This is a genomic window from Frankia sp. CgMI4 (genome assembly GCF_001756285.1).
Taxonomy (GTDB): Bacteria; Actinomycetota; Actinomycetes; order Frankiales; family Frankiaceae; genus Frankia; species Frankia casuarinae.
This window is the reverse complement of record NZ_MAQZ01000061.1, coordinates 52,659-75,156: the sequence shown is the minus strand read 5'-3', so window position 1 is coordinate 75,156 and position 22,498 is coordinate 52,659. Positions and strand designations below refer to the sequence as shown.

Annotated in this window: 18 protein-coding genes; 11 read left to right on the top strand and 7 right to left on the bottom strand. The window is 71.2% G+C overall.

Features of this window, described 5'->3' with window-relative positions; genetic code table 11:
* Nucleotides 1-391: 391 nt before the first annotated feature.
* Both Manayef4_RS09350 and Manayef4_RS09345 read left to right on the top strand, forming a co-directional pair.
* A complete protein-coding gene (locus Manayef4_RS09350) occupies nt 392-1,387 on the top strand; it encodes a phospholipid-binding protein (protein WP_349257435.1) in 996 nt (331 codons plus the stop codon).
* On the top strand, nt 1,384-2,259 hold the full coding sequence (locus Manayef4_RS09345; RefSeq protein WP_070131332.1) for a metallophosphoesterase: 876 nt from the start codon (nt 1,384-1,386) through the stop codon (nt 2,257-2,259). The genes Manayef4_RS09350 and Manayef4_RS09345 overlap by 4 nt, the downstream gene beginning before the upstream one ends.
* Before the next feature lie 14 nt (nt 2,260-2,273).
* Here Manayef4_RS09345 and Manayef4_RS09340 read toward each other — a convergent pair whose 3' ends face one another.
* Nucleotides 2,274-3,149, bottom strand: a complete 876-nt coding sequence (locus Manayef4_RS09340) for a Rieske (2Fe-2S) protein (protein ID WP_236707297.1) — start codon at nt 3,147-3,149, stop codon at nt 2,274-2,276.
* Nucleotides 3,150-3,296: 147 nt separating this feature from the next.
* On the opposite strand from Manayef4_RS09340, the gene Manayef4_RS09335 reads away from it, so the two are divergent.
* On the top strand, nt 3,297-3,725 hold the full coding sequence (locus Manayef4_RS09335) for a DUF2795 domain-containing protein (protein WP_070131331.1): 429 nt from the start codon (nt 3,297-3,299) through the stop codon (nt 3,723-3,725).
* Nucleotides 3,726-3,806: 81 nt separating this feature from the next.
* Nucleotides 3,807-4,073, top strand: a complete 267-nt coding sequence (locus tag Manayef4_RS09330; RefSeq protein ID WP_023840865.1) for a hypothetical protein — start codon at nt 3,807-3,809, stop codon at nt 4,071-4,073.
* 288 nt (nt 4,074-4,361) lie between these two features.
* Here the strand turns inward: Manayef4_RS09330 and Manayef4_RS22750 are convergent, their stop codons facing one another.
* Nucleotides 4,362-4,592 carry a zinc ribbon domain-containing protein gene (locus tag Manayef4_RS22750; RefSeq protein ID WP_011434802.1) on the bottom strand — a complete coding sequence of 77 codons (231 nt, stop codon included), beginning with the start codon at nt 4,590-4,592 and terminating at the stop codon, nt 4,362-4,364.
* Nucleotides 4,593-4,686: 94 nt separating this feature from the next.
* On the opposite strand from Manayef4_RS22750, the gene Manayef4_RS09320 reads away from it, so the two are divergent.
* On the top strand, nt 4,687-5,718 hold the full coding sequence (locus tag Manayef4_RS09320) for an asparaginase (RefSeq protein WP_070131329.1): 1,032 nt from the start codon (nt 4,687-4,689) through the stop codon (nt 5,716-5,718).
* Here Manayef4_RS09320 and Manayef4_RS09315 read toward each other — a convergent pair.
* Nucleotides 5,707-6,294: a J domain-containing protein gene (locus Manayef4_RS09315; protein ID WP_254665554.1), complete on the bottom strand. Its 588-nt coding sequence runs from the start codon at nt 6,292-6,294 to the stop codon at nt 5,707-5,709. The two genes, Manayef4_RS09320 and Manayef4_RS09315, sit on opposite strands and share 12 nt — an antisense overlap.
* Before the next feature lie 270 nt (nt 6,295-6,564).
* On the opposite strand from Manayef4_RS09315, the gene Manayef4_RS09310 reads away from it, so the two are divergent.
* The 6 genes from Manayef4_RS09310 (at nt 6,565) to Manayef4_RS09285 (ending at nt 13,481) form a co-directional block, all read left to right on the top strand.
* Nucleotides 6,565-7,956 (top strand): CoA transferase, encoded by a 1,392-nt coding sequence (locus Manayef4_RS09310; protein WP_011434805.1) that lies wholly within the window; start codon nt 6,565-6,567, stop codon nt 7,954-7,956.
* A gap of 206 nt (nt 7,957-8,162) precedes the next feature.
* Entirely contained in the window at nt 8,163-9,332 is a 1,170-nt protein-coding gene (locus Manayef4_RS09305) for a branched-chain amino acid ABC transporter substrate-binding protein (RefSeq protein WP_070131327.1), read from the top strand.
* Between the two features lie 72 nt (nt 9,333-9,404).
* Nucleotides 9,405-10,337 carry a branched-chain amino acid ABC transporter permease gene (locus Manayef4_RS09300; RefSeq protein WP_011434807.1) on the top strand — a complete coding sequence of 311 codons (933 nt, stop codon included), beginning with the start codon at nt 9,405-9,407 and terminating at the stop codon, nt 10,335-10,337.
* Complete coding sequence (locus tag Manayef4_RS09295; RefSeq protein ID WP_070131326.1) at nt 10,334-11,746, top strand: branched-chain amino acid ABC transporter permease; 1,413 nt, start codon at nt 10,334-10,336, stop codon at nt 11,744-11,746. Before Manayef4_RS09300 ends, Manayef4_RS09295 begins: the two co-directional genes overlap by 4 nt.
* A gap of 152 nt (nt 11,747-11,898) precedes the next feature.
* Nucleotides 11,899-12,753, top strand: a complete 855-nt coding sequence (locus Manayef4_RS09290) for an ABC transporter ATP-binding protein (protein ID WP_175443356.1) — start codon at nt 11,899-11,901, stop codon at nt 12,751-12,753.
* Nucleotides 12,753-13,481 (top strand): ABC transporter ATP-binding protein, encoded by a 729-nt coding sequence (locus Manayef4_RS09285; protein ID WP_011434810.1) that lies wholly within the window; start codon nt 12,753-12,755, stop codon nt 13,479-13,481. The genes Manayef4_RS09290 and Manayef4_RS09285 overlap by 1 nt, the downstream gene beginning before the upstream one ends.
* Nucleotides 13,482-13,550: 69 nt before the next feature.
* Here Manayef4_RS09285 and Manayef4_RS09280 read toward each other — a convergent pair whose 3' ends face one another.
* The 4 genes from Manayef4_RS09280 to Manayef4_RS09265 all read right to left on the bottom strand — a co-directional run bounded on the left by Manayef4_RS09280 (nt 13,551) and on the right by Manayef4_RS09265 (nt 22,453).
* Entirely contained in the window at nt 13,551-14,903 is a 1,353-nt protein-coding gene (locus tag Manayef4_RS09280) for a D-arabinono-1,4-lactone oxidase (protein WP_070131351.1), read from the bottom strand.
* A gap of 171 nt (nt 14,904-15,074) precedes the next feature.
* A complete protein-coding gene (locus Manayef4_RS09275) occupies nt 15,075-16,223 on the bottom strand; it encodes an acyltransferase (RefSeq protein ID WP_254665553.1) in 1,149 nt (382 codons plus the stop codon).
* Between the two features lie 287 nt (nt 16,224-16,510).
* Nucleotides 16,511-17,353 carry an SDR family NAD(P)-dependent oxidoreductase gene (locus Manayef4_RS09270; RefSeq protein WP_011434813.1) on the bottom strand — a complete coding sequence of 281 codons (843 nt, stop codon included), beginning with the start codon at nt 17,351-17,353 and terminating at the stop codon, nt 16,511-16,513.
* Nucleotides 17,354-17,893: 540 nt separating this feature from the next.
* Nucleotides 17,894-22,453, bottom strand: a complete 4,560-nt coding sequence (locus Manayef4_RS09265; protein ID WP_070131323.1) for a cation-transporting P-type ATPase — start codon at nt 22,451-22,453, stop codon at nt 17,894-17,896.
* Between the last annotated feature and the right edge of the window lie 45 nt (nt 22,454-22,498).

Genomic DNA, 22,498 nt, shown 5'->3' with positions numbered 1-22,498 from the left:
CCTGGCCAACTGGTCGGATCGTGTGCGCGTGTTCAGGGTTCGCTTCCAATCCGGTGTCGAAGTAGGCGGGCGACAGGTTTGCCGCGAAGGTCATCATCGCTCATGTCGACGCTCGGTGTYGTCAAGCCGTGAGATTCAGGTGTCTATCAGGCGTCGAAGTGGTAACTCTTGTGGCATGTAGTGAAATTATAACTACGGATAGCCGGACGGCGCCATGCTTCTGTAGTAGTCCTGTCACCGCTTCGAGGTAGTCATTTAGAGGTGTCGCAATCGCGACAGCCACCTGCCGCCCGACTCCGGTGGGGTACGCGAGGTGCATCACATGGTTCCCGCGGGTACGGGCAGCGGTATGGAGGATGCGCCCAGAGGCCTGCGGGAGAGTCTGAAACGCGTGGCTGTGACCCTGAAGGAGGCGGGCATCCCGTTCGCTCTCGGGGGCAGCTACGCCTGCTGGGCCCGGGGCGGCCCCGAGCCGGTCCACGACGTCGATTTCATGCTGCGCGAGGACGACGTGCCGCGGGCGGTCGAGGTGCTTGCGAACGMCGGCCTGCGCCCGGTCGACTCACCCGAGGACTGGCTCACCAAGGTGTTCGACGGCGAGGTGCTGGTCGATCTCATCCACCATCCGGTGGGTCGGGCGGTGACCCAGCAAACGCTGGAGCGGTCCAGTGAGATGTCGGTGGACTCGGTGCGCATGCCCGTGCTGGATGCCACCGACTGGTTCGAGATGACCCTGTTGGCCCTGGAGGAACGGTACTGTGACCTCGCTCGCGTGATACCGATGATCAGAGCGATGCGGGAGCAGGTSGACTGGGATCAGGTACGTCGCGCGACGGCCACCTCCCCCTTCGCCGAGGCGGCCCTGCTCGTGGCCACCCGGCTCAACCTGATCCCGGCCGCCGGTCGTGCAGTGTCGGCCGAAGGTGCTCCGTCTACCGAAGGTGCTCCGTCGGCCGGGGGCACCCCCACGGGTTCACGTCCGCACGGCCCGTTGGTGCCAGCGGGTGGGGCGGTGCCAGCGGGTGGGGCGGTGCCAGCGGGTGGGGCGGTGCCAGCGGGTGCGGCGGAGCAGGCCGGGACCGCGAAGCGGATCGCCGACACCGCCGGGTACGGGGCACTGAACCTCACCGAGGCCRATGAGTATCTTGCCGGTGACCTGCACGAACGCCTCGCCGAGGATCCAAGGGTGGCCGAGCTCGGGCTGGAGGTGGTGGTGGATGGCCAGCAGATCCTGGTCGAGGGCGAGGTCGCCACGGACGCCCGCCGCCGGGCCGTCGCGGATGTGCTCGCCGAGGCGCTTCCCGGACGCCTGGTGAGTAACGAGGTCACCATCGCGGATCGGGGGATGCCGACCGAGGCGCCGCCGAACGTGGAGACCATCTCATGATCAGAATTGCCGCCGTCGGCGACATCCACCTGGGCGTGGACAGCCGCGGAACCTTCGCACCGCTGCTGCGTGGACTCGCCGGTCGGGCGGACGTGCTGCTGCTGGCCGGTGATCTCACCCAGCGGGGGCTGCCGGCCGAGGCCGAGATCGTCGCGGCCGAGGTGGCGGACGCCGAGGTGCCCGTCGTCGCCGTCCTGGGTAATCACGACTACCACGGCGGTGCCGAGAACGAGATCATCGAAATGCTGGCCGATGCTGGCGTGACCGTCCTCGAAGGCGGCGGCACGGTCCTCGACATCGACGGCCGCCGTCTCGGAATCGCCGGCGTCAAGGGATTTGGCGGGGGGTTCGCCGGGGCCAGCGGAAGCGACTTCGGCGAACCACTGATGAAGGCGTTCATCCGGCACACGAAGGACGCCGGATCCCGGCTGCGCGGTGCGCTGGAAAGTCTGGATTGCGAAATCCGTGTGGCTTTGATGCACTATGCTCCGGTACCGGACACGCTCATCGGCGAGCGAACCGAGATCTTCCCGTTTCTCGGCAGCTACCACCTTGCCGAGGCGGTGGACGCGGGGGCCGCCTGCCTTGCGCTGCACGGTCACGCCCATGCCGGTTCGGAGCACGGGATGACGGCCGGTGGGGTGCCGGTCCGTAACGTGGCCCGGCCGGTGATCAGGAAAGCCTATGCGCTTTACGGGGTGGGCGAGATGGCCACCACCGGGCGCCCGGGCTCGGACCGCGCGGGCCTACAGYGCTCGGCTGGCGCCGCCAGCCCGGCCGTCGTCCCGCCAGCCGTCCCGCCAACCGGTCCGGCAGCCGGGACGCCCCGCTCCGCGGCGGACAGCCCCTCGACGCTGTCCCGCCCCAGTTAGCTATTCCGCGGTAGCTATCCCGCCCCAGGCAGCCGTACCCGGACCTCACCATCGGAGATCCACACATCGAACCGCGGCTGGGGCGCGGTCGCGGGACCATGCACCACCGCRCCGTCCGTCACCCGGAAGGTGCTGCCGTGCCAGGGGCAGCGCAGGCAGGTGAAGCCGTCCCTTCGGATGATCTCTCCCTTGTGCAGTGGTCCGGACAGGTGGCTGCACCGGCCGGCCAGTACGTCGACGTGGTCTCCCTTCCGGAGGAGGACGACCGGCACATCCCGCAACAGCCGCGCCTCKGGTCGGCCGTCCGCCAGTTCGTCCAGAAGGGCGAGCGGATGCCAACCGGGCGGCAGCAGGTGGGGTACCTCCTCGGTGTGGTTGGCTCCCGACGCCTGCCGGTGGGCCAGATGACCGCCGAGGTAGGCCGACGTGCTGGCCGTGGCGAGGCCGAGCAGCGCGAGACGACGGCCGAGGCGGCCGTTGCCACGCCATCGGATGCCGAGCGAGGCGGCGTAGCAGCAGGCCGCCAGACTGTTCGTCGCGGCGTGCGCCACCCCGACCCGCAGTTGGCGCTCATGCAGCTCGGAGTAGTCGGCGAGGCCGCTGGCGGCGGCCGAGACCGCCGCGAGCAACCCCGTGGCGATCAGTACCCGGGCCGCCCGTTCGGACCCCTCGTGACGTCCCGCGAGCAGGTCCACGATTCCCGCGGAGATCCAGGTTCCGATGGGGAGCGCAGCGAGCGCCGGATGCAGCGGGTGACCGAGCGGCACGCCGTGCAGGGTGTCCCGGATGGTCCCGTCGTGCAGGGAGCGGCGGACCATGTCACGGATCTTCACTGCCACCGGGTCGAGAGCTTCGGCCCGCTCCAGGCGTTCGGCGGGTCTGACCAACACGTTGTGGGGTATCCGCACCATGGATGCCGGTGTTCCCGCCCATCGCTGRCCGTGAACATCTGCTGACCGGAGAAGCCGGGTGGCCCGATCGCGGGTTTRCTTCGTCCGTCAGCGCGCACCACTGAAACAGCGGAAAGGAACGAGAACATGGCAGTGGATCGCGGAAGCACCAAGCACGGCCCTGTGCGCGACGACATCTTGRCGCACGAGGTCGAGGGGCTTGTGCGGGCCGGGCGGGACACGCGGGCGGAGGAATGGCGCTCCGCTGAACCGTTCCCCGAGGAAGCGACCGGTGGCCCGCAGAACCTGGATGCCRCTGGGTCGCGGGTCGGTGTGCCGGCTGGGATGACGCCGGTGGACGTCGAGGAACGCTCCGAGCTCGCCCGCTGGCTCGGCCGGGCGGTCTTCCCCGCCAACCGTGACGAGATCATGGATCATCTGCGTCATCAGCACGCCCCGGACCGGGTGGTTGACGAGGTCGCCGGTGCGCCGCCCGACATCCAGTTCACCTCGTTGGGCGCGCTGTGGCGGGTACTGCGACCCGGCCCTCCTCACGTGGAGTCACGGCGTCACTGAATCCGTCCGATGATCCATAATATGACCAACATCATGAAGTAGTCGGTATGACGCCGTAGCCGGCGGGGTACGGAAACACCCGTGGGTGGCGGGCTCGCCGCGAGCGTTCTGCTGCTCGTCGGCTTCGCGATGATCGGAGCGTTCAACGTTTTTGCCTTCGGTGCCCTCGCCGGCCTGTGGGCGTTGGGTATCGCATGGATCATGGTGCTCGGCCCGCGGGCCATCGATCGCCGGGTCGTCCGCGCTCGGCTGCGGGAGGCGCTGCGGGGGGTGCGGCGGAGACTCCGGTGGCCCGGTGCCTTGTTCCCGTGGGCCCGGGACTGCGTGACACGCCGGTGGCCTGGGTAGGACACGCCCATGGGTACGAGTGGGTTCGGCTATGGCGACCAACGACCCGGATCAGGTGATCTGCTGCAGACCCTCGTAGCCGGTCTGGATCAGACGGAGCGGGAAGATACCCTGCGGCTGTTGCGACGGCGGCTGGTGGAGGACCKGGCCGCCGCGTGCGGCGGCCAGCGGGACCGTCAGGTGGATGTCGGCCCGCGGACCCGGGCGGCGCGTGGGCCGACGAAATCGCAGGCCGCGGGCATCCATCGTCACCGCGGATGAACGGTGGCGTCAGGATGAACGGTGGCGTCAGCCGCAGCAGCCGCCGCCGCAGCACGCGCCCCCGCCGGCGGACGGCGAGGCCATAGCCGGAGCCGGCGTGGCCGAGCCGCGGCTGACGGCGATCGCAGAGAAGATCCGCGAGGTCTCGGTGTGTCCGGAGGGGCAGCTCACCGCGCTGTCCGGCACGGACTCGTGCATGCTGCGGCGAACCTCGAACGATGCGTCACATACCCGGCAGCGGTAGTCGTAGGCAGGCACGGCACCAGGATATGCGGCCGCCGTGAGGCGAGCGTCGGATTCGGCGGATGGCGAGAACGGGTGAGCGGGAGAAGGCCCGACGTACGCTGGCTGTATGCAGCCGCCGGAGGGCCCGCAGGTGGTCGCCGAGGTTGTCCGGGGGCTGCGCGGCGGTGCGCCGTTCGTGGAGAGTTGCCATCACGGCACCGTCATCGGCCTCGGTCGGGATGGGGACAGCGCGCTCACCGTCGGCGTGCCCGACCACCCGATCTTCCCCCGATCGGCGGTCAAGCCCCTTCAGGCCGCCGCGATKCTTCGTGCCGGGCTGGACGGCATCTTCCTGAGCCGGGAGATCCCCGGTGACCTGCTTGCCATCGTGTCCAGTTCCCACAGCGGCGAGCCGGTGCATCTCGCGCGGGTGCTGGAGATCCTCTCGGTAGCGGGCGTCTCCGTCGACACCCTGCGCTGTCCCGCCGATCTTCCGTTGGGCCCGGCCGCGGCCCAGGCGCACCTTCGCGCCGGGGGCCGCGCGGAGCCGGTGCTGATGAACTGCTCCGGCAAGCATGCGGGGATGATCGCCTGCTGCGTGGCGGCCGGCTGGCCGATCGAGAACTACACCGACCCCGATCATCCGTTGCAGCAGGTGATCCGGCGCACGATCGAGGAGCTGATCGGCGAGGAGATCGTCGCGACCAGCGTGGACGGGTGCGGGGCCCCGTTGTTCGCGTTCTCGCTCACGGGCCTGGCTCGCGGGCTGCGGGCGATGGTCCGGGCCGCGCCGGGCGGCCCCGAGCGGCGGGTCATCAACGCCATGCGGGCGCATCCCGAGCTGATCGGGGGTGTTGGCCGGTCCGACACCGACCTGATGCGGGCGGTACCCGGCGTCGTCGCGAAGAACGGCGCCGAGGGTGTCACGGTGGTGGCGACGTCCGAGGGTCACGCGGTCGCGGTCAAGATCGCGGATGGGAGCGGGCGGCCCGGCGTCCCGGTCGCGCTGGCCGTGCTGACCCGCCTGGGTGCTCTTCCCGGTCCGGACGCCCCCGGGCACCAGGAGCTCGACTTCGCCCAGCTCGCCGTGCTCGGGGCGCCCACGGTGCTCGGCGGCGGGCGCCCGGCCGGTTCCCTACGCGTGCGGCTACCGGTCTGATCCGGGCGGGGGAGTGCGGTCGGCGCGGACGCCCCGGTCCTCGCCTGCTCGGGGACGGGGGTCGGAAGGMGCCCGACGGGGACGGCTCGCCACGGTGACCGCGACGGGCGGGATCATCGCCGCGACCACCATCATGATCATGGCGGCGGTCACGGAGTACAGCCGCACCACGGTGYCTGCCGAGATGAACAGGGTCAGCGCCACCAGCATCAGGGCGAGGTAGCGGCGACGGACCATCGGATCGGCACCCGGGCCCGGTGCACCCGGGCCCGGTGCGGATGGGCCCGGCGCGGATGGGCCCGGTGATGATCGGCGCGGCGCGGACGGGCCCGGTGATGATCGGCGCGGCGCGGACGGGTGAGGCGTGCCGGCGGCGAGGCGCAGGTCGTAGCGGCGCCGCCGGTCGGGGTCGCCGAGAACGCGGTAGGCGAGGGTGACCCGATCGAAGGCCGGTGACGAACCACCGGCGTCGGGATGGGTGYGGCGGGCGGCCACGCGGTAGGCATRCCGGATCTGCTCGGCGGTGGCGCTGGGCGGTACGTCCAGCACCTCGTACAGCGAGCGTTGCACGCGCATCGGGGTGTCTCCTGCCATTGCCGACCACCCGACCGGGCGGCCGCGAGCCCGGTGTCATGGCGAAAGTACCTACACATGACCAGAATGGGCCTTGGACGGCCCGGGGCGAGCGCGAGTCGGGAGGCCGGGACAGCGGCAAAATAGGATTTTCTGTGCGTTGTGGCTCTTGGCTCTCAGGATCGTCTTATCGGGCGTGCCGGCCTCATTCCGGTTCGGCCGACGGCGCGCTCGGGGCGCCGCGTGCACACCAGGGTGGGACAGGATGGGTGGATGGGGCAACGGCAGAACTCGGAGATTGTCACCGAGGTCGCGTCGCTGGTACAGGATCCGGACATCGCCGAGCGGCTGACCGTGACCGGACCCGCCGACGTCCTGCCCAGCCTCTACCGGGTGACGACGGTGGCGACCGCGTCGGTGGCGGCCGCGGCCGTCGGGGCTAGCCGCCTGCTCGCGGCCCGCGGCGGCGGGGCCCCGCCGGAGGTCACCGTGGACACTCGTCACGCGAGTGCGGTCTTCCGCAGCGAACGGTACCTGCGAGTGGCCGGCAAGCCACCGCCGAGCCCGTGGGACCCGATCTCCGGGTACTACCGCACCGGGGACGACCGGTGGATCCAGCTGCACTGCAACTTCCCGCACCACCGCAACGGGATCCTGGATCTTCTTGGGACGCCGGGCGAGCGCGCCGCCGTCGAACGGGTCATCCGCCGTTTCGAGGCCGAGCCGCTGGAACTCGAGCTGCACGCCATGGGTCTGTGCGCCAGCATGGCCCGTAGCGAGCGGGAGTGGCGCGAGCACCGGCAGGCCCGGGCGGTTGACGAGCTTCCCCTCGTCGAGGTGCGCCGGCTCGGCGACGGCCCGGCGCTCGCCGCGCCCCCGGCCGAGACGCCGGCCGCGGGTCTGCGGGTGCTCGACCTGACCCGGGTCATTGCCGGTCCCGTCGCCGGTCGCACGCTGGCCGCCTACGGAGCCGACGTCCTGCGGGTCGGCGCCGCCCACCTGCCGGAGGTGCACACGGTGCTCGTCGACACCGGGTTCGGCAAGCGCAACGCCTTCCTCAACCTGCGGGTGACCGCGGACGCCCGCCGGCTGCGCGAGCTGATCGCCTCGGCGGACGTGGTGCTCCAGGCTTACCGGCCGATGGCCCTCGACCGGCTCGGCTTCGGCCCGGAGGCGGTCGCCAGGATCCGGCCGGGCATCGTCTGCGCGACCATCACCGCGTATGGACGGCAGGGCCCCTGGAGCGGTCTGCGCGGGTTCGACAGTCTGGTCCAGACCGCGTCCGGCATCGCGACCGCCGCCGCGGCGGTGACCCGGTCCGACCGCCCCGTGCCGCTGCCGGCACAGGCCCTTGATCATTCGACTGGCTACCTCACCGTCTACGGGGTGCTGGACGCGCTGGCGCGCCGGGCGACCGAGGGGGGCAGCTGGCACGTCGGTGTGTCCCTGACCCGGACCGGTCGTTGGCTGCAGGGGCTGGGACACCACGACACGCTCGCGCTCCCCGACCCGACCCGGGAGGAGGCCGAGGAGTTCTGCGCCACGATGAACAGCGAGTTCGGACCCCTGTCGTACATCCGCCCGGCCGCCACCGTGGCCGGCGTCGCGCCGAGCTGGAGCTCCCCGCCGGCACAGCTGGGCACCAGCCCGGCGGTCTGGGCATAGCCATGCTGAGGTGCCGGGTTCCGCGGGATCGTGCCGGTGTGTAACCGTGCGCCGCCCCGTCCATCCGGGGGGTGGTGCGAATTGATGCTGGTTAGCACGTCATTCTCTAGGCGGTGGCGCACCGGCTCGCGGGCCGGGCGCGTCGGGGTGACTGGGCCGGGCCATGGCATCGGAGTCGGGTCTGGCGGGACCGGAGGAGGAATTGCATGGGTAGGCGCCCRCTCCTGGGAGCGATAGCCCTTGCCGCGACCGTGGCGTTGACCGCGGCGGCCTGTGGAAGTGACAGTGGTTCGTCCTCGAACGGGAAGCAGACCATCACGATCGGCTTCCAGGGAGTTCTCTCGGGCGACAGCCAGCAGCTCGGTCTGAACGCCCTCTACGGCGTCCGGACGGCGATCGCCGAGGTCAACGCGGATGCGAGCGCGCCGTTCCAGCTCAAGCTCGTCGAATCCGACGATGGCGGCTCGCCGGATCAGGGCCCGACGGCAGCCCAGAAGCTGATCGATGACTCCAAGGTCGTCGCGGTGGTCGGCCCGATGTTCTCCGGCGCCACCAAGGCGAGCGAGCCGGCCTACACCCAGGCCGGGCTGCTGTCGGTGAGCCCGTCGGCGACGAACCCCGCGCTCACCACCCTGGGCTTCAAGACCTTCTACCGGGTCATCGCCCCGGACACCGTGCAGGGCAAGGCCGCGGCCGACTACATCGCCACGGTGCTCAAGGCGACGAAGGTGTACTCGCTGGACGACAAGAGCGAGTACGGCACGGGCCTGTCGGGTGCGCTGGAGGCCGAGCTCAAGGCCAAGGGTGTCAACGCGACCCACGACGGCATCAACCCGACCAAGGACTACACCTCCGAGGCAACGAAGATCATCGCTGCCGCGCCCGAGGTCCTCTACTACTCCGGCTACTACCCCGAGTTCGCGCTGCTGTCGAAGGCGCTGAAGGGCAAGGGCTTCACCGGAAAGATCATCAGCGGTGACGGCTCGCTCGACCCGCAGTACGTCGCGCAGGCCGGGGCCGCCGCGGCCGAGGGTGYCTACCTCACCTGCCCCTGCGGCGACGCCAACACCGACCCGAAGGCCGCGTCCTTCGTCGCGTCCTACAAGAAGGTCAACAACGGGACGAAGCCCGGCACCTACTCCGGTGAGGCCTACGACGCCACGCTCGCCCTCGCGGACGTCTTCAAGAAGCTCGGCAAGGACGTCACCCGGGAGTCCGTGACCGGCGCGTTCGGTTCCGTGAACTTCCCCGGCATCACCAAGACCGTGGTGTTCGAGCCCAACGGCGAGGTCAAGGGCTCCAACGTGTTCGTCTACCAGGTGAAGGGTGGACAGATCACCGTTCTCGGCAACATCGCGAACCTGGTCAAGGCCTGATGTCGGTGCGGGCGGTGGCCGGGGGTGGGACGTCCGGCCACCGCTTCGCCTGGTGGTGAACGAGGCACACGGATGGGTTTCCTCGACCAGTTCTGGCAGCTGACCGTCGACGGTCTGACGGTCGGCTCCCTGTACGCGGTCATCGCGCTCGGGTACACCCTCGTCTACGGGGTCCTCCAGCTCATCAACTTCGCGCACAGCGAGGTCTTCATGCTGGGATCCTTCGGCGGGCTGTTCGCCGCCCGCGCCCTGCTGCCCGGGGACGGCTCGGTCCCGGGCGGCCTCGAATCGGTGGGCCTGGTGACCATGGGCCTCGGCGCCGGCGCGATCTGCGGCGGGCTCGCCGCCTTCACGCTCGAACGGGTGGCGTACCGGCCGCTGCGGCGCCGTTCCGCCCCCCGGCTGGCCTATCTCATCAGCGCCATCGGGGCCTCGCTGTTCGCGGTGAACCTTGCCGGCAAGGAGTTCGGCCGGCAGAATGTGGCCCTGCCCGACCTGTTCACCGACGGAACGGTGTTCACGCTGTTCGGAGCGGACGTCTCCACCCAGTCGCTGGTCATCTTCGCGGTCGCGATCGCGATATTGGTCGGACTGGACCGGCTGGTCGCGGGGACCCGGCTCGGGCAGGGCATCCGCGCGGTGGCCCAGGACGCCGACACCGCGGTTCTCATGGGCGTGAACGTCGAACGCATCATCATCGTCACGTTCGTGCTCGGCGGCCTGTTGGCCGGGGCCGGTGGCTTCCTGTACGCGATGACGTTCAACGCCTCGTACAGCATGGGGTTCGTCCCCGGGGTGAAGGCGTTCACCGCCGCGGTCCTCGGCGGCATCGGCAACGTGCGCGGGGCGATGCTCGGCGGCCTGCTCCTCGGATTGGTGGAAAGCTATGGCGGATATATCTTCCAGGCGTCCTACAAGGACGTGATCGCTTTCCTGGTCCTGGTCGGCATCCTGATGATCCGACCGTCCGGCCTGCTCGGGGAACGTCTAGGGAGGGCAGCGTGAGCGCTGCGACGTCGTCCGCCCGCCCGCCGAGGGCCGGGGCGCCGCTCCCACCCGCCGGGCCGGGTGGCGGGTCTGGTGGCGACCCGGCGGGCGCATCGCTGCGTCCGGCCGTGCTGTTCTCCCCGGCCCGGCTGCGCCAGCTCGGGGTGCTGCTGCTGGTGGGTGTGCTCGCCGCGGTGGTGACCGGTCCGGCCGGGGGCTCCGACAAACCGCTGAAGGCATTTCAGGATTCGGTGCTGGACGCGCGGATCCTGCCCTACCTGGGGCTCGCCGTCGCGTTGTGGATCGTCCTGGCGCTCGGCGTCGAACTGCGGGGCGCGGCGGGCCGGCTGACGGCCGGCATCCGGGGGCCGGTGAGCGCGGCCTACGCCACCCGGGGCGGCCCGATCGCGCTGAACCTGGCGCTTCTGGCGGTCGCGATCATCGCCCCGCTGGTCGTCTCGACCGCCGCGCAGCAGTCGATGGTCAACGACATCGGCATCTACGCGCTGCTCGCACTGGGCCTGAACGTCGTGGTCGGCTACGCCGGCCTGCTCGACCTCGGCTACATCGCCTTCTTCGCCATCGGTGCCTACGCGACGGCCTACTTCACCTCACAGACCGCGATGCCGTGGCACGCGCCCTTCGTGCTCAACCCGTTCTTCGTCTTCCCGATCGCGCTGGTCCTTGCCGCGCTCGCCGGCGTCGTCCTGGGCGCGCCGACGCTGCGGCTGCGGGGTGACTACCTGGCGATCGTCACGCTCGGTTTCGGTGAGATCATCCATTTGATCGCGAACAACGCCGACAACATCACGAACGGTGCCCGGGGGGCCTTCGGCGTTCCGCACCTGTCGATCAACCTGCTCGGCCTCGGCTACGAGTGGGGCATCGATCCGCTGCCGTATTACTACCTGCTCCTGGCCATCATCGTCGGAGTCATGATCGCCTTCGGTCGGCTGGAACGGTCCAGGATCGGCCGGGCCTGGGCGGCGATCCGCGAGGACGAGATCGCAGCCGAGGCGACCGGGGTCGCGACCCTGCGGATGAAGCTGCTCGCCTTCGCTATCGGCGCCTCGGTGTCGGGCTTCGCCGGCGTGCTCTTCGCCTCCAAACAGTTCTTCAACCCGCAGAGCTTCAGCCTGCAGGCGTCGTTCTTCGTCGTCGCCGTCGTCATCTTCGGCGGGATGGGTTCCCGGCTCGGGGTGGTGGTCGGTGCCGTCGTCCTCCAGGGCATCGCCTTCTACCTGCGCGACAAGGTCCCGCCCGCGGACCGGTACATCTACTTCGGCGCTGTCATCGTGATCATGATGATCTTCCGTCCGCAGGGACTCGTGCCGTCGCGCCGGCGGCGTCSGGAGATCCAGCTCGCGGAGGCCGGCATCGGCGCGGCGGACTCCCTGGGCGCCGCGCCCACGGGGGGCAAGCCGTGACCAGGGGCGGAGCGCACCGCGTCTCCCCGCCGGGACACCGGCGCTCCCGGGACCGGCAGCGCGGGAGCAGCCAGGGCCGCGGGAGCAGCCAGGGCCGCGGGGACAGCCAGGGCCCGGGGGAAGCCGGGCGCGGCGGAGGCCCGGAGGACCTAGTGGTGGAGGCCCGCGACCTGGCGCTGCGGTTCGGGGGTGTGACCAGCCTCGACGGCGTCTCACTGCGCCAGCGCCGGGGCGAGATCCTGGCGGTGATCGGACCGAACGGGGCCGGCAAGACCTCGCTGTTCAACTGCCTCACCGGGGCATACCGCCCGCAGCAGGGATCGGTCACCTTCTGGCCCCGGCCCGGCCGGCAGGCCGAGCTGGTGGGGCGCAGCCCGCACGCCATCACCCGGCTCGGCGTCGCCCGGACCTTCCAGAACATCCGGCTCTTCCCCGCCCTGTCGGCGCTGGAGAACGTCCAGATCGGGACCGAGGTGCGGCAGCGGTACGGGCCGCTGGCCGCGGTGCTGGGGCTGCCGGGCGCCCGGCGGGCCGAGCGTGACGGCGTGCGGCACGCGCTGGAGCTGCTTGAGCTCGTGGGCCTGCCGCACCGGGCGCACGAGCTCGCCTCGTCGCTGCCCTACGGCGAGCAACGCCGGTTGGAGATCGCCCGGGCGCTCGGTACCGAGCCGCGCCTGCTGCTGCTCGACGAGCCCGCGGCCGGCACGAACCCGGCGGAGAAGCGTGACCTGGCAGAGTTGATCATCCGGATCGCGGGCACCGGGGTGTCGGTCCTGCTCATCGAGCATGACATGCGGCTGGTCATGTCGGTGGCGACCTCGGTGGTGGTGCTCAACTTCGGCCGGATCATCGCGTCCGGCACGCCGGTGGAGGTCCAGCGGGACCCGGCGGTCATCGAGGCRTACCTGGGCCTGGCCGACGCCGGCGCGGTGGATCCCGATGTGGTGGATCCCGATGTGGTGGATCCCGGCGCGGCCGGCCCCRCCGGGTGGAAGGAACTGCGCTGATGCTGCTGACCCTGGCCAATGTCGAGGTCGCCTACGGCGCCGTCACCGCCCTGCGCGGCGTCAGCCTGGAGGTGGCCGAGGGCGAGATCGTCACCCTGCTCGGGGCCAACGGCGCCGGCAAGACAACCACGCTGCGGACGGTCTCCGGACTGCTGCGGCCCCGGGCGGGACAGACGTGGCTGGACGGTCGCCCATTGTCGTCAATTCCGGCGCACGAACTCGTCGGCCGGGGGGTGAGCCACGTGCCCGAGGGCCGGCGAATCTTCCCGAGCATGAGTGTCCGAGAGAACCTCCTGATGGGCGCCTACCACGATCGCCGGCATGTGCGGACCGACCTCGGCCGGGTGCTCGCGCTCTTCCCCCGGCTGGCCGAGCGGATCGCGCAGCCGGGAGGCACGTTGTCCGGCGGCGAGCAGCAGATGCTCGCGATCGGACGCGCGCTGATGAGCCGTCCCCGGCTGATGCTCCTCGACGAGCCGTCGATGGGGCTGGCCCCAATGATCGTTCAGACCATCTTCGAGGTGATCGCGGAGATCAACCGGGAGGGGGTCGCGGTACTGCTGGTCGAGCAGAACGCGGCCTCGGCGCTGCGGATCGCGGGCCGCGGCTACGTGCTGGAGACCGGCGAGGTCGTGCTGGCGGGTACCGCCGCGAGTCTGCTGGCCGACGACCGGGTCCGGCAGGCCTACCTCGGGGAGGACGTCGGCGGCCGGACCACCGCAGGCTGAACCGCCCGCGACCGCTGCTCCGCCCGTCGCCACATCGGCGAGAAACCGCCGTGGCGTGCCGCGGTCGGGTCACCGAGCGTTGGTGGCGCAGGCCGGTGAGCCGAGGACGCGGTCGAGATACGCGTTCGCGAACACCCCGGTCGGGTCGGCGGCGTCGCGCACGGCCAGGAAGTCGTCGAAACGGGGATAGAGCCCACGCAGCGTCGCCGCGTCCAGTGAATGCAGTTTGCCCCAGTGCGGCCGGCCGCCGACCGACAACATGATTTTCTCGGCGAGGCCGAAGTAGTCGCCGTGCGCACCGCGATGATCCACGTGCACGGCGATGTAGGCGGTGTCGCGGCCGTACGCCGTCGATATCGGGATCTCGTCCGCGGCGGCACATCGGACCTCCACCGGGAAGACGGCACGCACGTCCGCGCTCCCCATGGCGTAGACCAGCTCACGCAGCGTCGCGGCGAGATCGGCACGGGGGAGGGCGTACTCCATCTCCTTGAACCGGACCCGGCGGTGGGAGGTGAACACCCGGTAGGACAGGTCGCGGAACGTGCGGCTGCCCGAGGCCCGCGCGCTGACGTGCGCGATGGGCCGCACCGCCGCGGGCATCCGCCGGCCCGTCGTCATCAGCGCGCCGAAGAGGGTGTTCGACACCAGTTCGTCGTCAACCCAGCAGCGCAGCCGGGGCAGCGGCGCCAGGCCGTCGTCGAGCGGACGCCGCTGCCCGCGTCTGACCAGGGCCGTCGTGGTGTGCGGAAACCACGAGAAGCGGAGGTGGTCGGTCTGGTCGACGAGCTCGTCGTAGGTGTCGAGGACCTCGTCCAGGCGCATCGGACCCTCCTGGACCTGCAGGGCGAACAGCGGCACCGCCTGCAGGGTGACCGACGTGACGACGCCGACGGCACCCAGGCCCAGCCGGGCGGCGGCGAACAACTCGGGACGTTCGCCGCGTGAACAGGTGACCACACTGCCGTCGCCGAGTACCACCTCGAGTGCCCGGACCTGGGTGCACAGGCCGCCGAAGCGGCTCCCGGTGCCGTGGGTGCCGGTCGAGATGGCACCCRCGATGGTCACCTCGTCGACGTCGCCCTGGTTGGTCAGGGCGAGCCCGGCCTCCGCGAGCAGCCGGTTCAGCCGGCGCATGGTCATCCCACCGCGCACCGTCACCAGGCCGCTGCCGCCGTCCAGAGCGACGAGGTCGGCGCACCTGTCCAGGCGGACCTGGACGGAGCCCGGGTCCGGGCGGCCGATGGCGCTCATGGAATGGGACGATCCGATCGCCCGGATCTGATGGCCGTCCCGGATGGCGGTACCGACCAGGGCGGAGATCTCCTCCGCGTCGCGGGGGCGGGCGAGGCGCACCGACCGGACGGTCTCGTTGCCCGCCCAGTTGCGCCAGGCCGAGGACTTACCAACGGGCGAGCCCATGGGCACCTCCGTCTGCCGGGACCGATGGCCGCGGTCCGGGGCCGGTCCGAAGTCGGGACCGGCCACCATCGTGAACCGGGCCTTCCCGGCTCCGTCACGCGGGGGGCGGGTGATGGCCGTTCACAGGGCGATGCGTCGTCCGACCTCCGTCCGGGCGRGATGGGCCGGTGGTCACGGACGAGCGACAGGTACGACATGATCCGCGCTTGCGGACTCCGGTGGGATCCGCGGTCGCACATCGGGCAGCAGACTCCGGTAGGCATGACGGGGGGACGATCGTGACCGGAGTACCCCCATCAGCCATCGGCGGGCCGGGCCTTCCACCGTGTGATGCAGGGCCGCGGCGAAGGCGAAGGACAGGGCGAAGTCGGCGAGGATGGYGAGCGCCGTCCCGGCCGCGGTGGTGGCGTCGACCCAGCCGAGTTCCCCGCTGATCGTGAGTGTGGCGGGGTGAATGAGATAGAAGGCGTAGGAGATCTCGCCGAAATAGACGAGTGGGCGGGAGCTGAACACCGGAATCCGGCGGCCGTCCGCCTCACGGGTGCCGGCCAGGAAGATGATGATGGCAAACGCCGGCAGTGTGAGCGTGTCCATGAATCCCTGTAGATGGCCGTAGCGGTAGCCCAGGAGTATCGGGACGACCAGCCAGGCGCAGGAGAAGGCGGTGAGCATCCGACGCTGCCACGGCGTTGCGCGGGCACCCTCACGAGCCAGCAACCCAAGGACCACGCCAAGGACGAACTCGCCGAGCCGCACCGCCGGGTTCGCGTACGCGGCAAGATCGAACCGAGAGCCCGCGGTGCTCGCCGCACATGCCACGGCCGCGGCAGGGAGAACGAACAGGAGCGCGGCGCGGATGCGTTCGGGGTTGGTGCGGGTCGCGAACCTGCGGTACACGTGGGGGAAGACCAGGTAGAAGAACGCCTCGCAGGACAACGACCACAGCACGGCACCACCCCAGCCGAAATAGATCGACTGGGTTGGAACCCATGCCTGGACGAGGAGCAGACTCGGCAGGATGGAGAGGGGCTTCGAGCCGAAGTCCCCCAATGTCCCCAGCGGCCACGCGATCGCGAGCCAGATCCAGATGGCGGCGAAGTACAGGGGATAGACCCGGGCGAACCGGCGCCAGTAGAACTGCCCCGCGGTGATYGGCCTGGTCGCCCAGGTGAGGACGAACCCCGACAGCACGAAGAAGAACGTGACGCCCACGTAACCGATGTTGCCCAGCACCGCGACCACCGGCAGGGTCCCCTGGACGTCCGCGTGGATGTGGCGGAGGAACACCAGAGTGGCGGCGACTCCCCGCAAGCCGGTCAACGTGGGCAGCTCCAGCCCGGTCTGAGGTGCTGGGAGCTGCCGCGAGGGACGGAAGCTCTCCTGCTGGGCRGATTCTGGCGAGGTCCTCCGGGTCAACGCGCCCCCTTGATCGTCAGCCGTGCRTGCCGTCCCAGGCGAGGCCACGGCGATACCTCGGAGGAACAAACACTAACGTAGGTGTTGAATTGCCCATCGCGCCCCCGATCGGGTGAACATCGTGGCGCCGGCAGCCGGCTAGCGGGCGAACCTGGGACCTGGGCGGCAGTCGCCGCACAGCGTTGTGAGGTCTAGCCCGTCTGCGGACGAGCTACGAACGAGTCCACTGGTCCGGGTCCATAGGTGGGGCGTATCACGATCTCGGTGATACTCGCGCGGTCGGGAAGTGCCACTGCCCCGGTCACGACGTCGGCGATGTCGTCGGGCGCGATGAGCAGGTCGGCATTCCACGCCCGCCCCTCGGCCTGGAAGATTTTTTGCTGCATGGGGGTCGCCGTGCGGCCCGGGAAGACCGTGCACACMCGCACCCCGGCAGCCGAGACCTCCGCCCGCAGGCTGTCGGCGATCGCCCGCAGGGCGTGCTTGGCCGCGGCGTACTGGCCGACGCCGGCGCCGGCGGACAAGCCCTGGGTGGAGTTGATGAACACCACGTCGCCACCGGTCCGGACGAGGTCCGGAATCAGCATCTGGGTGAGCACATAGGGCGCGCGTACATTGATGTCCAGCTGTTCGTCAAGGTCGGTCAGTGGGGCGTCGGCGATCGCGCCGCGGTGGTAGGCCCCTGCCGAGTGCACCAGGATCTTCAGGTCCGTGGGCTGATCACGGACCATGTCGACCAGACAGCCGCGGTCCGCGGGATCGGTGATGTCCGCAGCCTGGTGATGGATGGTCAGACCGACCTCGTCGGCCTCCTTGACCATCCTCGCCAGCACCTCCTCATCGCGACCGGTCGCGATGACAAATGCGCCGGCCCGCGCCAACCGAAGGGCGACGGCGCGCCCGATCCCGCTGGAGGCACCGGTGACCAGTGCGCCGCGGCCGGCGAGCTGGGGCAGGTGGGGCAGGTGGGTACGCGGACTTCCGCCTAGCAGATGGTCGGCACAGGCGATGGCCAGGTTCTGCTTTGCCGTCACTGCTTGGACGCTCCTCGGCAGAGTGGCGCAGGTCGCTAACCTGGACGAACACGAGCAGGCTGCCGCTGGGATCCGCGGACGGGTCCCGTTCGCCAGCGCGAACACGCGTCGATGCGGGTCGATCGCGGCTATCTGCGGCGAAGTAGCCACATCCCGCACGGTTGCGACTGTACCATCACGTAACGGTCGAGTATGCGTTGGCGCCCAGGGCCGCCCCAGCTCTCCAATCCCCGCCAGGAACGCGGTCAGGTCGAGTGGAGCGACCGAGGCCGGCGGCTTCCGCTGTCGCTGCGATCAGCGGATCGGGGACGCTCGGGRCCCGGTGATGGCCGGCTGCGGCGGCAAGCGTGCGGCGCGGATACTCGACACGCGAGATTCCGKCTCGGGCGGAGGCAGCGTCGAGCTTGGGGAGAACCGCGTCGGCACGTCACGTACGAGGATGTCGGCCACCGGCGTCACCTCACAGGTTCAATATCAGATTCCTCAATCGCGATATCATGGCCGCTTCTGTGCGGGCACCTACCCCACTCACCTCGCAACTCACCTCGCACGTACCCAAAGGTGTCCTGCGGCGGACTGCAGCCCGGCGGAGGCTTGGAGGAGGAAGGAGAGCAACGTCCCCGCCAGCGACGCGCCGATCGCGATCGACCAGCCCGCCGGACCGAGCGGGGTGCAACCGAAGAACTGGCTGACGCCTGGCATCTGCACGATGGCGGCCAGGACGACCGCCGAGGCGGCGATGCTCAGCAGGACCGTCCGGCTGCGGCCGCCGACGAGCAGCGTCTGGCCCAGTTGCGAGCCGACGAGCGCGGCGAGGCCGACCGTGTTCGCGTGCCGTCGGCGCCCGGTGAGGCGGGCGATGATCCAGGCACCCGTGGCGGCGAGGGTCGTGGCGACCGCCCGCACCGCGATCTCCCGGTTCAGGGCGGTACCGAGGGAGCGCTCCGGGCCCTCGCTGAGGAGCTGTCCGGTCGCCTCCGGATCCGGCTCGCGCAGCGCGACGGCCAGGGCCGGGGCGAGATCGGTGAGCAGGTTGACGAGCAGCAGTTGCCGCGCGGACAGTGGCGACCGCCCGGTGGCCATGGAGCCGAGGAGAGTGAACGCGATCTCGCCGAGGTTCCCGCCCACGAAGATGCCCAGGGCCTGGCGGACCGAGGCCCACATCGAACGGCCCTCGACGAGCACGTCGATGATCGTGTTCAGCTGGTCGTCCGTCACGATCACGTCGGCGGCGGCCCGGGCCGCCGGCGTGCCACGCCGGCCCAGCGCGAGGCCGACGTCGGCGAGCCGGATGGCGGGCGCGTCGTTGGCGCCGTCGCCGGTCATCGCCACCGTCTTGCCCAGCCGCTGGTAGGCCTCCACGACCCGCACCTTATGCAGCGGAGTGCTCCGGGCGATCACGGCCACCCTGGGCAGGACCGCGTCCAGGGCCTCGTCGTCCATGGCTTCGAGCTCGACACCCGTCAGCATGATCTGGTCGTCGGTGAGCACTCCCAGTTCGGTGGCGATCGTCCTGGCGGTGGCCGGATGGTCTCCGGTCATCATCAGCACCTGCACGCCCGCGGCGCGCAGCGCCTCCAGCGACGCCCCGGCCGTGGTCCGGACCGGGTCGGACAGGACGAGGAAGCCGAGGAAGGCCAACTCGGCCACGCTGTCATCGGTGAGTTCCTCGTCCGCCGGTCGGGGCGCGGACCCCAGGTCGCGATCGGCCACCGCGAGGACGCGGTAGCCCGCGCCCGCGAGCCGGCTGTGCTCCTGGATGAGCCTCGCCCGCCGGCGGTCGTTCAGCGGTGCCGTTCCGTCGGCGGTCCGGATGCGGGCGCACCGTGGCAGCAGCACCTCGGGCGCCCCTTTGACGCTCAGCACCGTGGTCGTGCCGGCATCCCCCACTGCCGCGTGGTAGCCGCGGCCCGGCTCGAAGGGAAGCGAGGCCGTCGGCGACCACACGGCGAGACCGTACTCGCGGGTCACCGCCGCCGCGGCCGCTCCCTTCTGCACCGCGCGATCGGTCGGATGCGGCAACTTCTTCTTTCCTTTGCCGCGCGGCGTGGCGCGTAGCCCGGCGGCCAGCACCCGCCGATGCGTCGCTCCGAACTCGGTCACCGCGGCGGTGTGCGTGCCGTCCGAGACGGCGTGCAGGCGGATCCTGCCCTCGGTGAGCGTTCCGGTCTTGTCGAAACCCAGCACGTCCACCCGGCCGAGGGTCTCGATGGTGCGGGGGTTGCGTACCAGCGCGCCCCGTGCCGAGAGCCGTCGGGCGGCGGAAAGCTGGGCGGCGGTCGCGAGGAAGGGCAGCCCTTCGGGCACCGCCGCGACGGCGAGCGCCACCCCGGCGCTGAGCGTGTCCCGGATCGGCAGGCCACGGATCAACCCGGAGGCCAACAGTGCCCCGGCGGCGGCGAGCGCCACCGGAATGGTGAGATCGGTGATTGTGGACAGTCGCGCCTCGACGCCGCTGAGCCGGGCGGGACCGGCGGTCGCGGCCATGCTGCGCCCCGCCTCGGTGGCCGAGCCGGTGGCCACCACCACGCCGGYGCCCCGCCCGCCGGCGACGGTCGTTCCTTCGTAGATCATCGAGGAGCGGTCTGCCAGGTTGGCGGCTGCCACCGGTCCGGGCGATTTCGTGACCGGCATGGACTCGCCGGTCAGCGACGACTCGTCGACGTCGAGCCCCGTCGTCGACAGGAGCCGGCAGTCCGCGGGGACGACATCCCCGGCCCCGACCATGATGATGTCGCCCGGGACCAGGTCGTCCGCCGGCAGCTTGGTCTCCTCGCCGTCCCGCAGCACCCGGGCCGGAACCGCCGAGACGGCGAACAGTCGGGCGAGTGCCCGGTCCGCCCGTATCTGCTGGACCGCGCCGGCGAACGCCGAGCCGATCGCGACGCTGAGCACCAGACCGGCGTCCAGCACGGAACCGGTCGCGGCCGACAGCGCGGCGCCGCCGAGGAGGACGGGGGTGAGCGGGTTGGCCAGTTCGGCCGCGAACGCCCGGACGAGGCTGGGCGCGGTCGCCTGCATCGACACCGCGCCGTCCTGGCGGCGTCGCGCCGCCTCCTCGGTGGACAGCCCACCCGGGCGGCTGTTGTCCAGCAGAGCCAGGCAGTCCTCGGCCGGCAGGATGTGCCACGGGGTACGGGGGACTGCGGGCGGCGGGGGGCGGCGACCCAGTTCCCGCGCCGCCCAGATCCCCTCGCCGAGGGCGGCGGTGACCGCCGCGGTGACCATTGTCATGGCCCGGGAGACCAGCCGCGGGTCGGCCCCGGTGAGCATGGCCAACGCACCGGCACCCGAGCCCACCTGGGCGAGCCGCACCGCGTGCCGGCTCACCTGGGCGGCCGCGGCGACCGCCTCGATCACGAGGCTGGCGGCGGCCAGGTCATTCCCAACCAGGATGTGCGCCCCCCAGGCCGGCGAGCCGTCGTGGCCGTTCACGCCGACGCCGCAGTCCGCGGTGCCGACCGCGGCCCGTCGGCGGGACACGACCAGGACGCCGCCGCGCTCGGCCTGCAGACCGCGGATCGTCCCGACCAACCGGTCCCCCCCGGGTACCCCGGGAAGGTTGTYGGTGTCCTCCACTGTTCCGCCGGCGCCGGCGGGAGGGTCACCGGCGATGAACACCGCMCGCCCGGAACGGCGGCAGGCGGCCAGCAGGTGGTGGCTCCCCTCCGCTCGCCCGGGTTCGACCGACACGATGGCCATCAGCCTGCTGCCCTGAGCCAGACCGAGCACCGTGTCCGCCCCGGACCGGGCCAGTTCGCGGCGCTCCCGGACACCGGTCCGGCCGCGCAGGCCGAGCTGTTCCACCGGCCCGAGGGCCCAGCCCTCCGCGGTGGCGACGGCGCTGATACCGGCCGGACGGAACAGGGCGTGCGCGCGGACCGCGACGTCGCTGCGGTTCGCACCGGCCAGCGGCACGACGTCGGCGATTATGCGTTCCTCTCCGCGCAGGACGTCGGCGTCGATGACGATGGTGTCGACGCGGTCGAGCACCCGCAGGGCCGCCGAATCCATGACGTGGACGCCGCGGCGCGCCAGGACGCGGGTCAACTGGGCGGCGAAGCCCTCCCGCCCGACCCGGGCCGGGCGTGGCAGCGAGGTGGCGGCCAGCGCCACGGCACGGCGCGGATTCCCGGTGGCGGCGGTGGCGAACCCGCCGAGCCCGCCGAGCACGGCGAGGTCGGCGTAGCGCTCCACCGGACCGTCCGGCAGCGGTCGCGGCCGTTCGGTCACCACCGGCTCGGCCGCGGCCCAGTCCGGATGACCGAGCAGCCCGTCCCGAGCCGTCATGAAGGCGTCCCGGCGCGCACGCGCCTCGCCCAGCGCGACCATCCGGTAGCCGGCGTCGACCGCGAGACCGAGATTCCCCTGCGCCAGGGCGAGGGCACCGGCGTTGACCAGCCCGAGGACGACGTCGGCCCGGCCCGCGCCGAGCATCTGCTCCACCCACCGGCGCAGCCGGGGTTGGGTGTCGACGAGGGTGACCAGCGATGCGATCTCGATGGGCAGTGGCACCGCCCGGGCGAGCCGGCCCGCCGACGCCAGCGCGAACGCGACCCCGTCGGCCGCCAGTGCCGCGGCCGTCCGGCGGACCGGCGCCGCGAACCTCGCCACCGCTCCCGGCTTCGGTTCGAGCGCGACGCCCTCCACCCGGCCGAGGGCCGCGACCAGGTCGTCGAGGGTGGGGGGCGGTTCGGCGAGCCCGATCAGGACACATTGCAACGGCTCGTTGACCCGGGCCCACGCCACCCCGGGCTGATTCTCCAGTACTCGTTCCAGCTGCCGGCGACGGGATTCGCCGGCAGGCCCGGAGATCCCCCGGATCCCGAGACTGAGAAGGTGGTGGGCGTCGGCCCTCCCCCGCGGTTCGCCGGCCGCCGTGGAGCCGGCGATCTCGCGATCGGCGCCGTCGCGATCGGCGCCGTCGCGATCGACGCCGCGGGGCGTGGGGGGCCCGGGTGCGAGGGAACCGGGCTTTGAATCCGGACTCCACCCGGTCCGGGTATGGGCAAGAACCGTATGGGCGAGAACCGGCTGGGCCACCGCCCCCAGGAGGGCGCTCGGCACGCGCAGGACGGTCCGGGCTGCGGGCAGACGCATCCGCGCGGCCTCCTCCTCATCATTGCGTGATCATCGCGTGCGGCG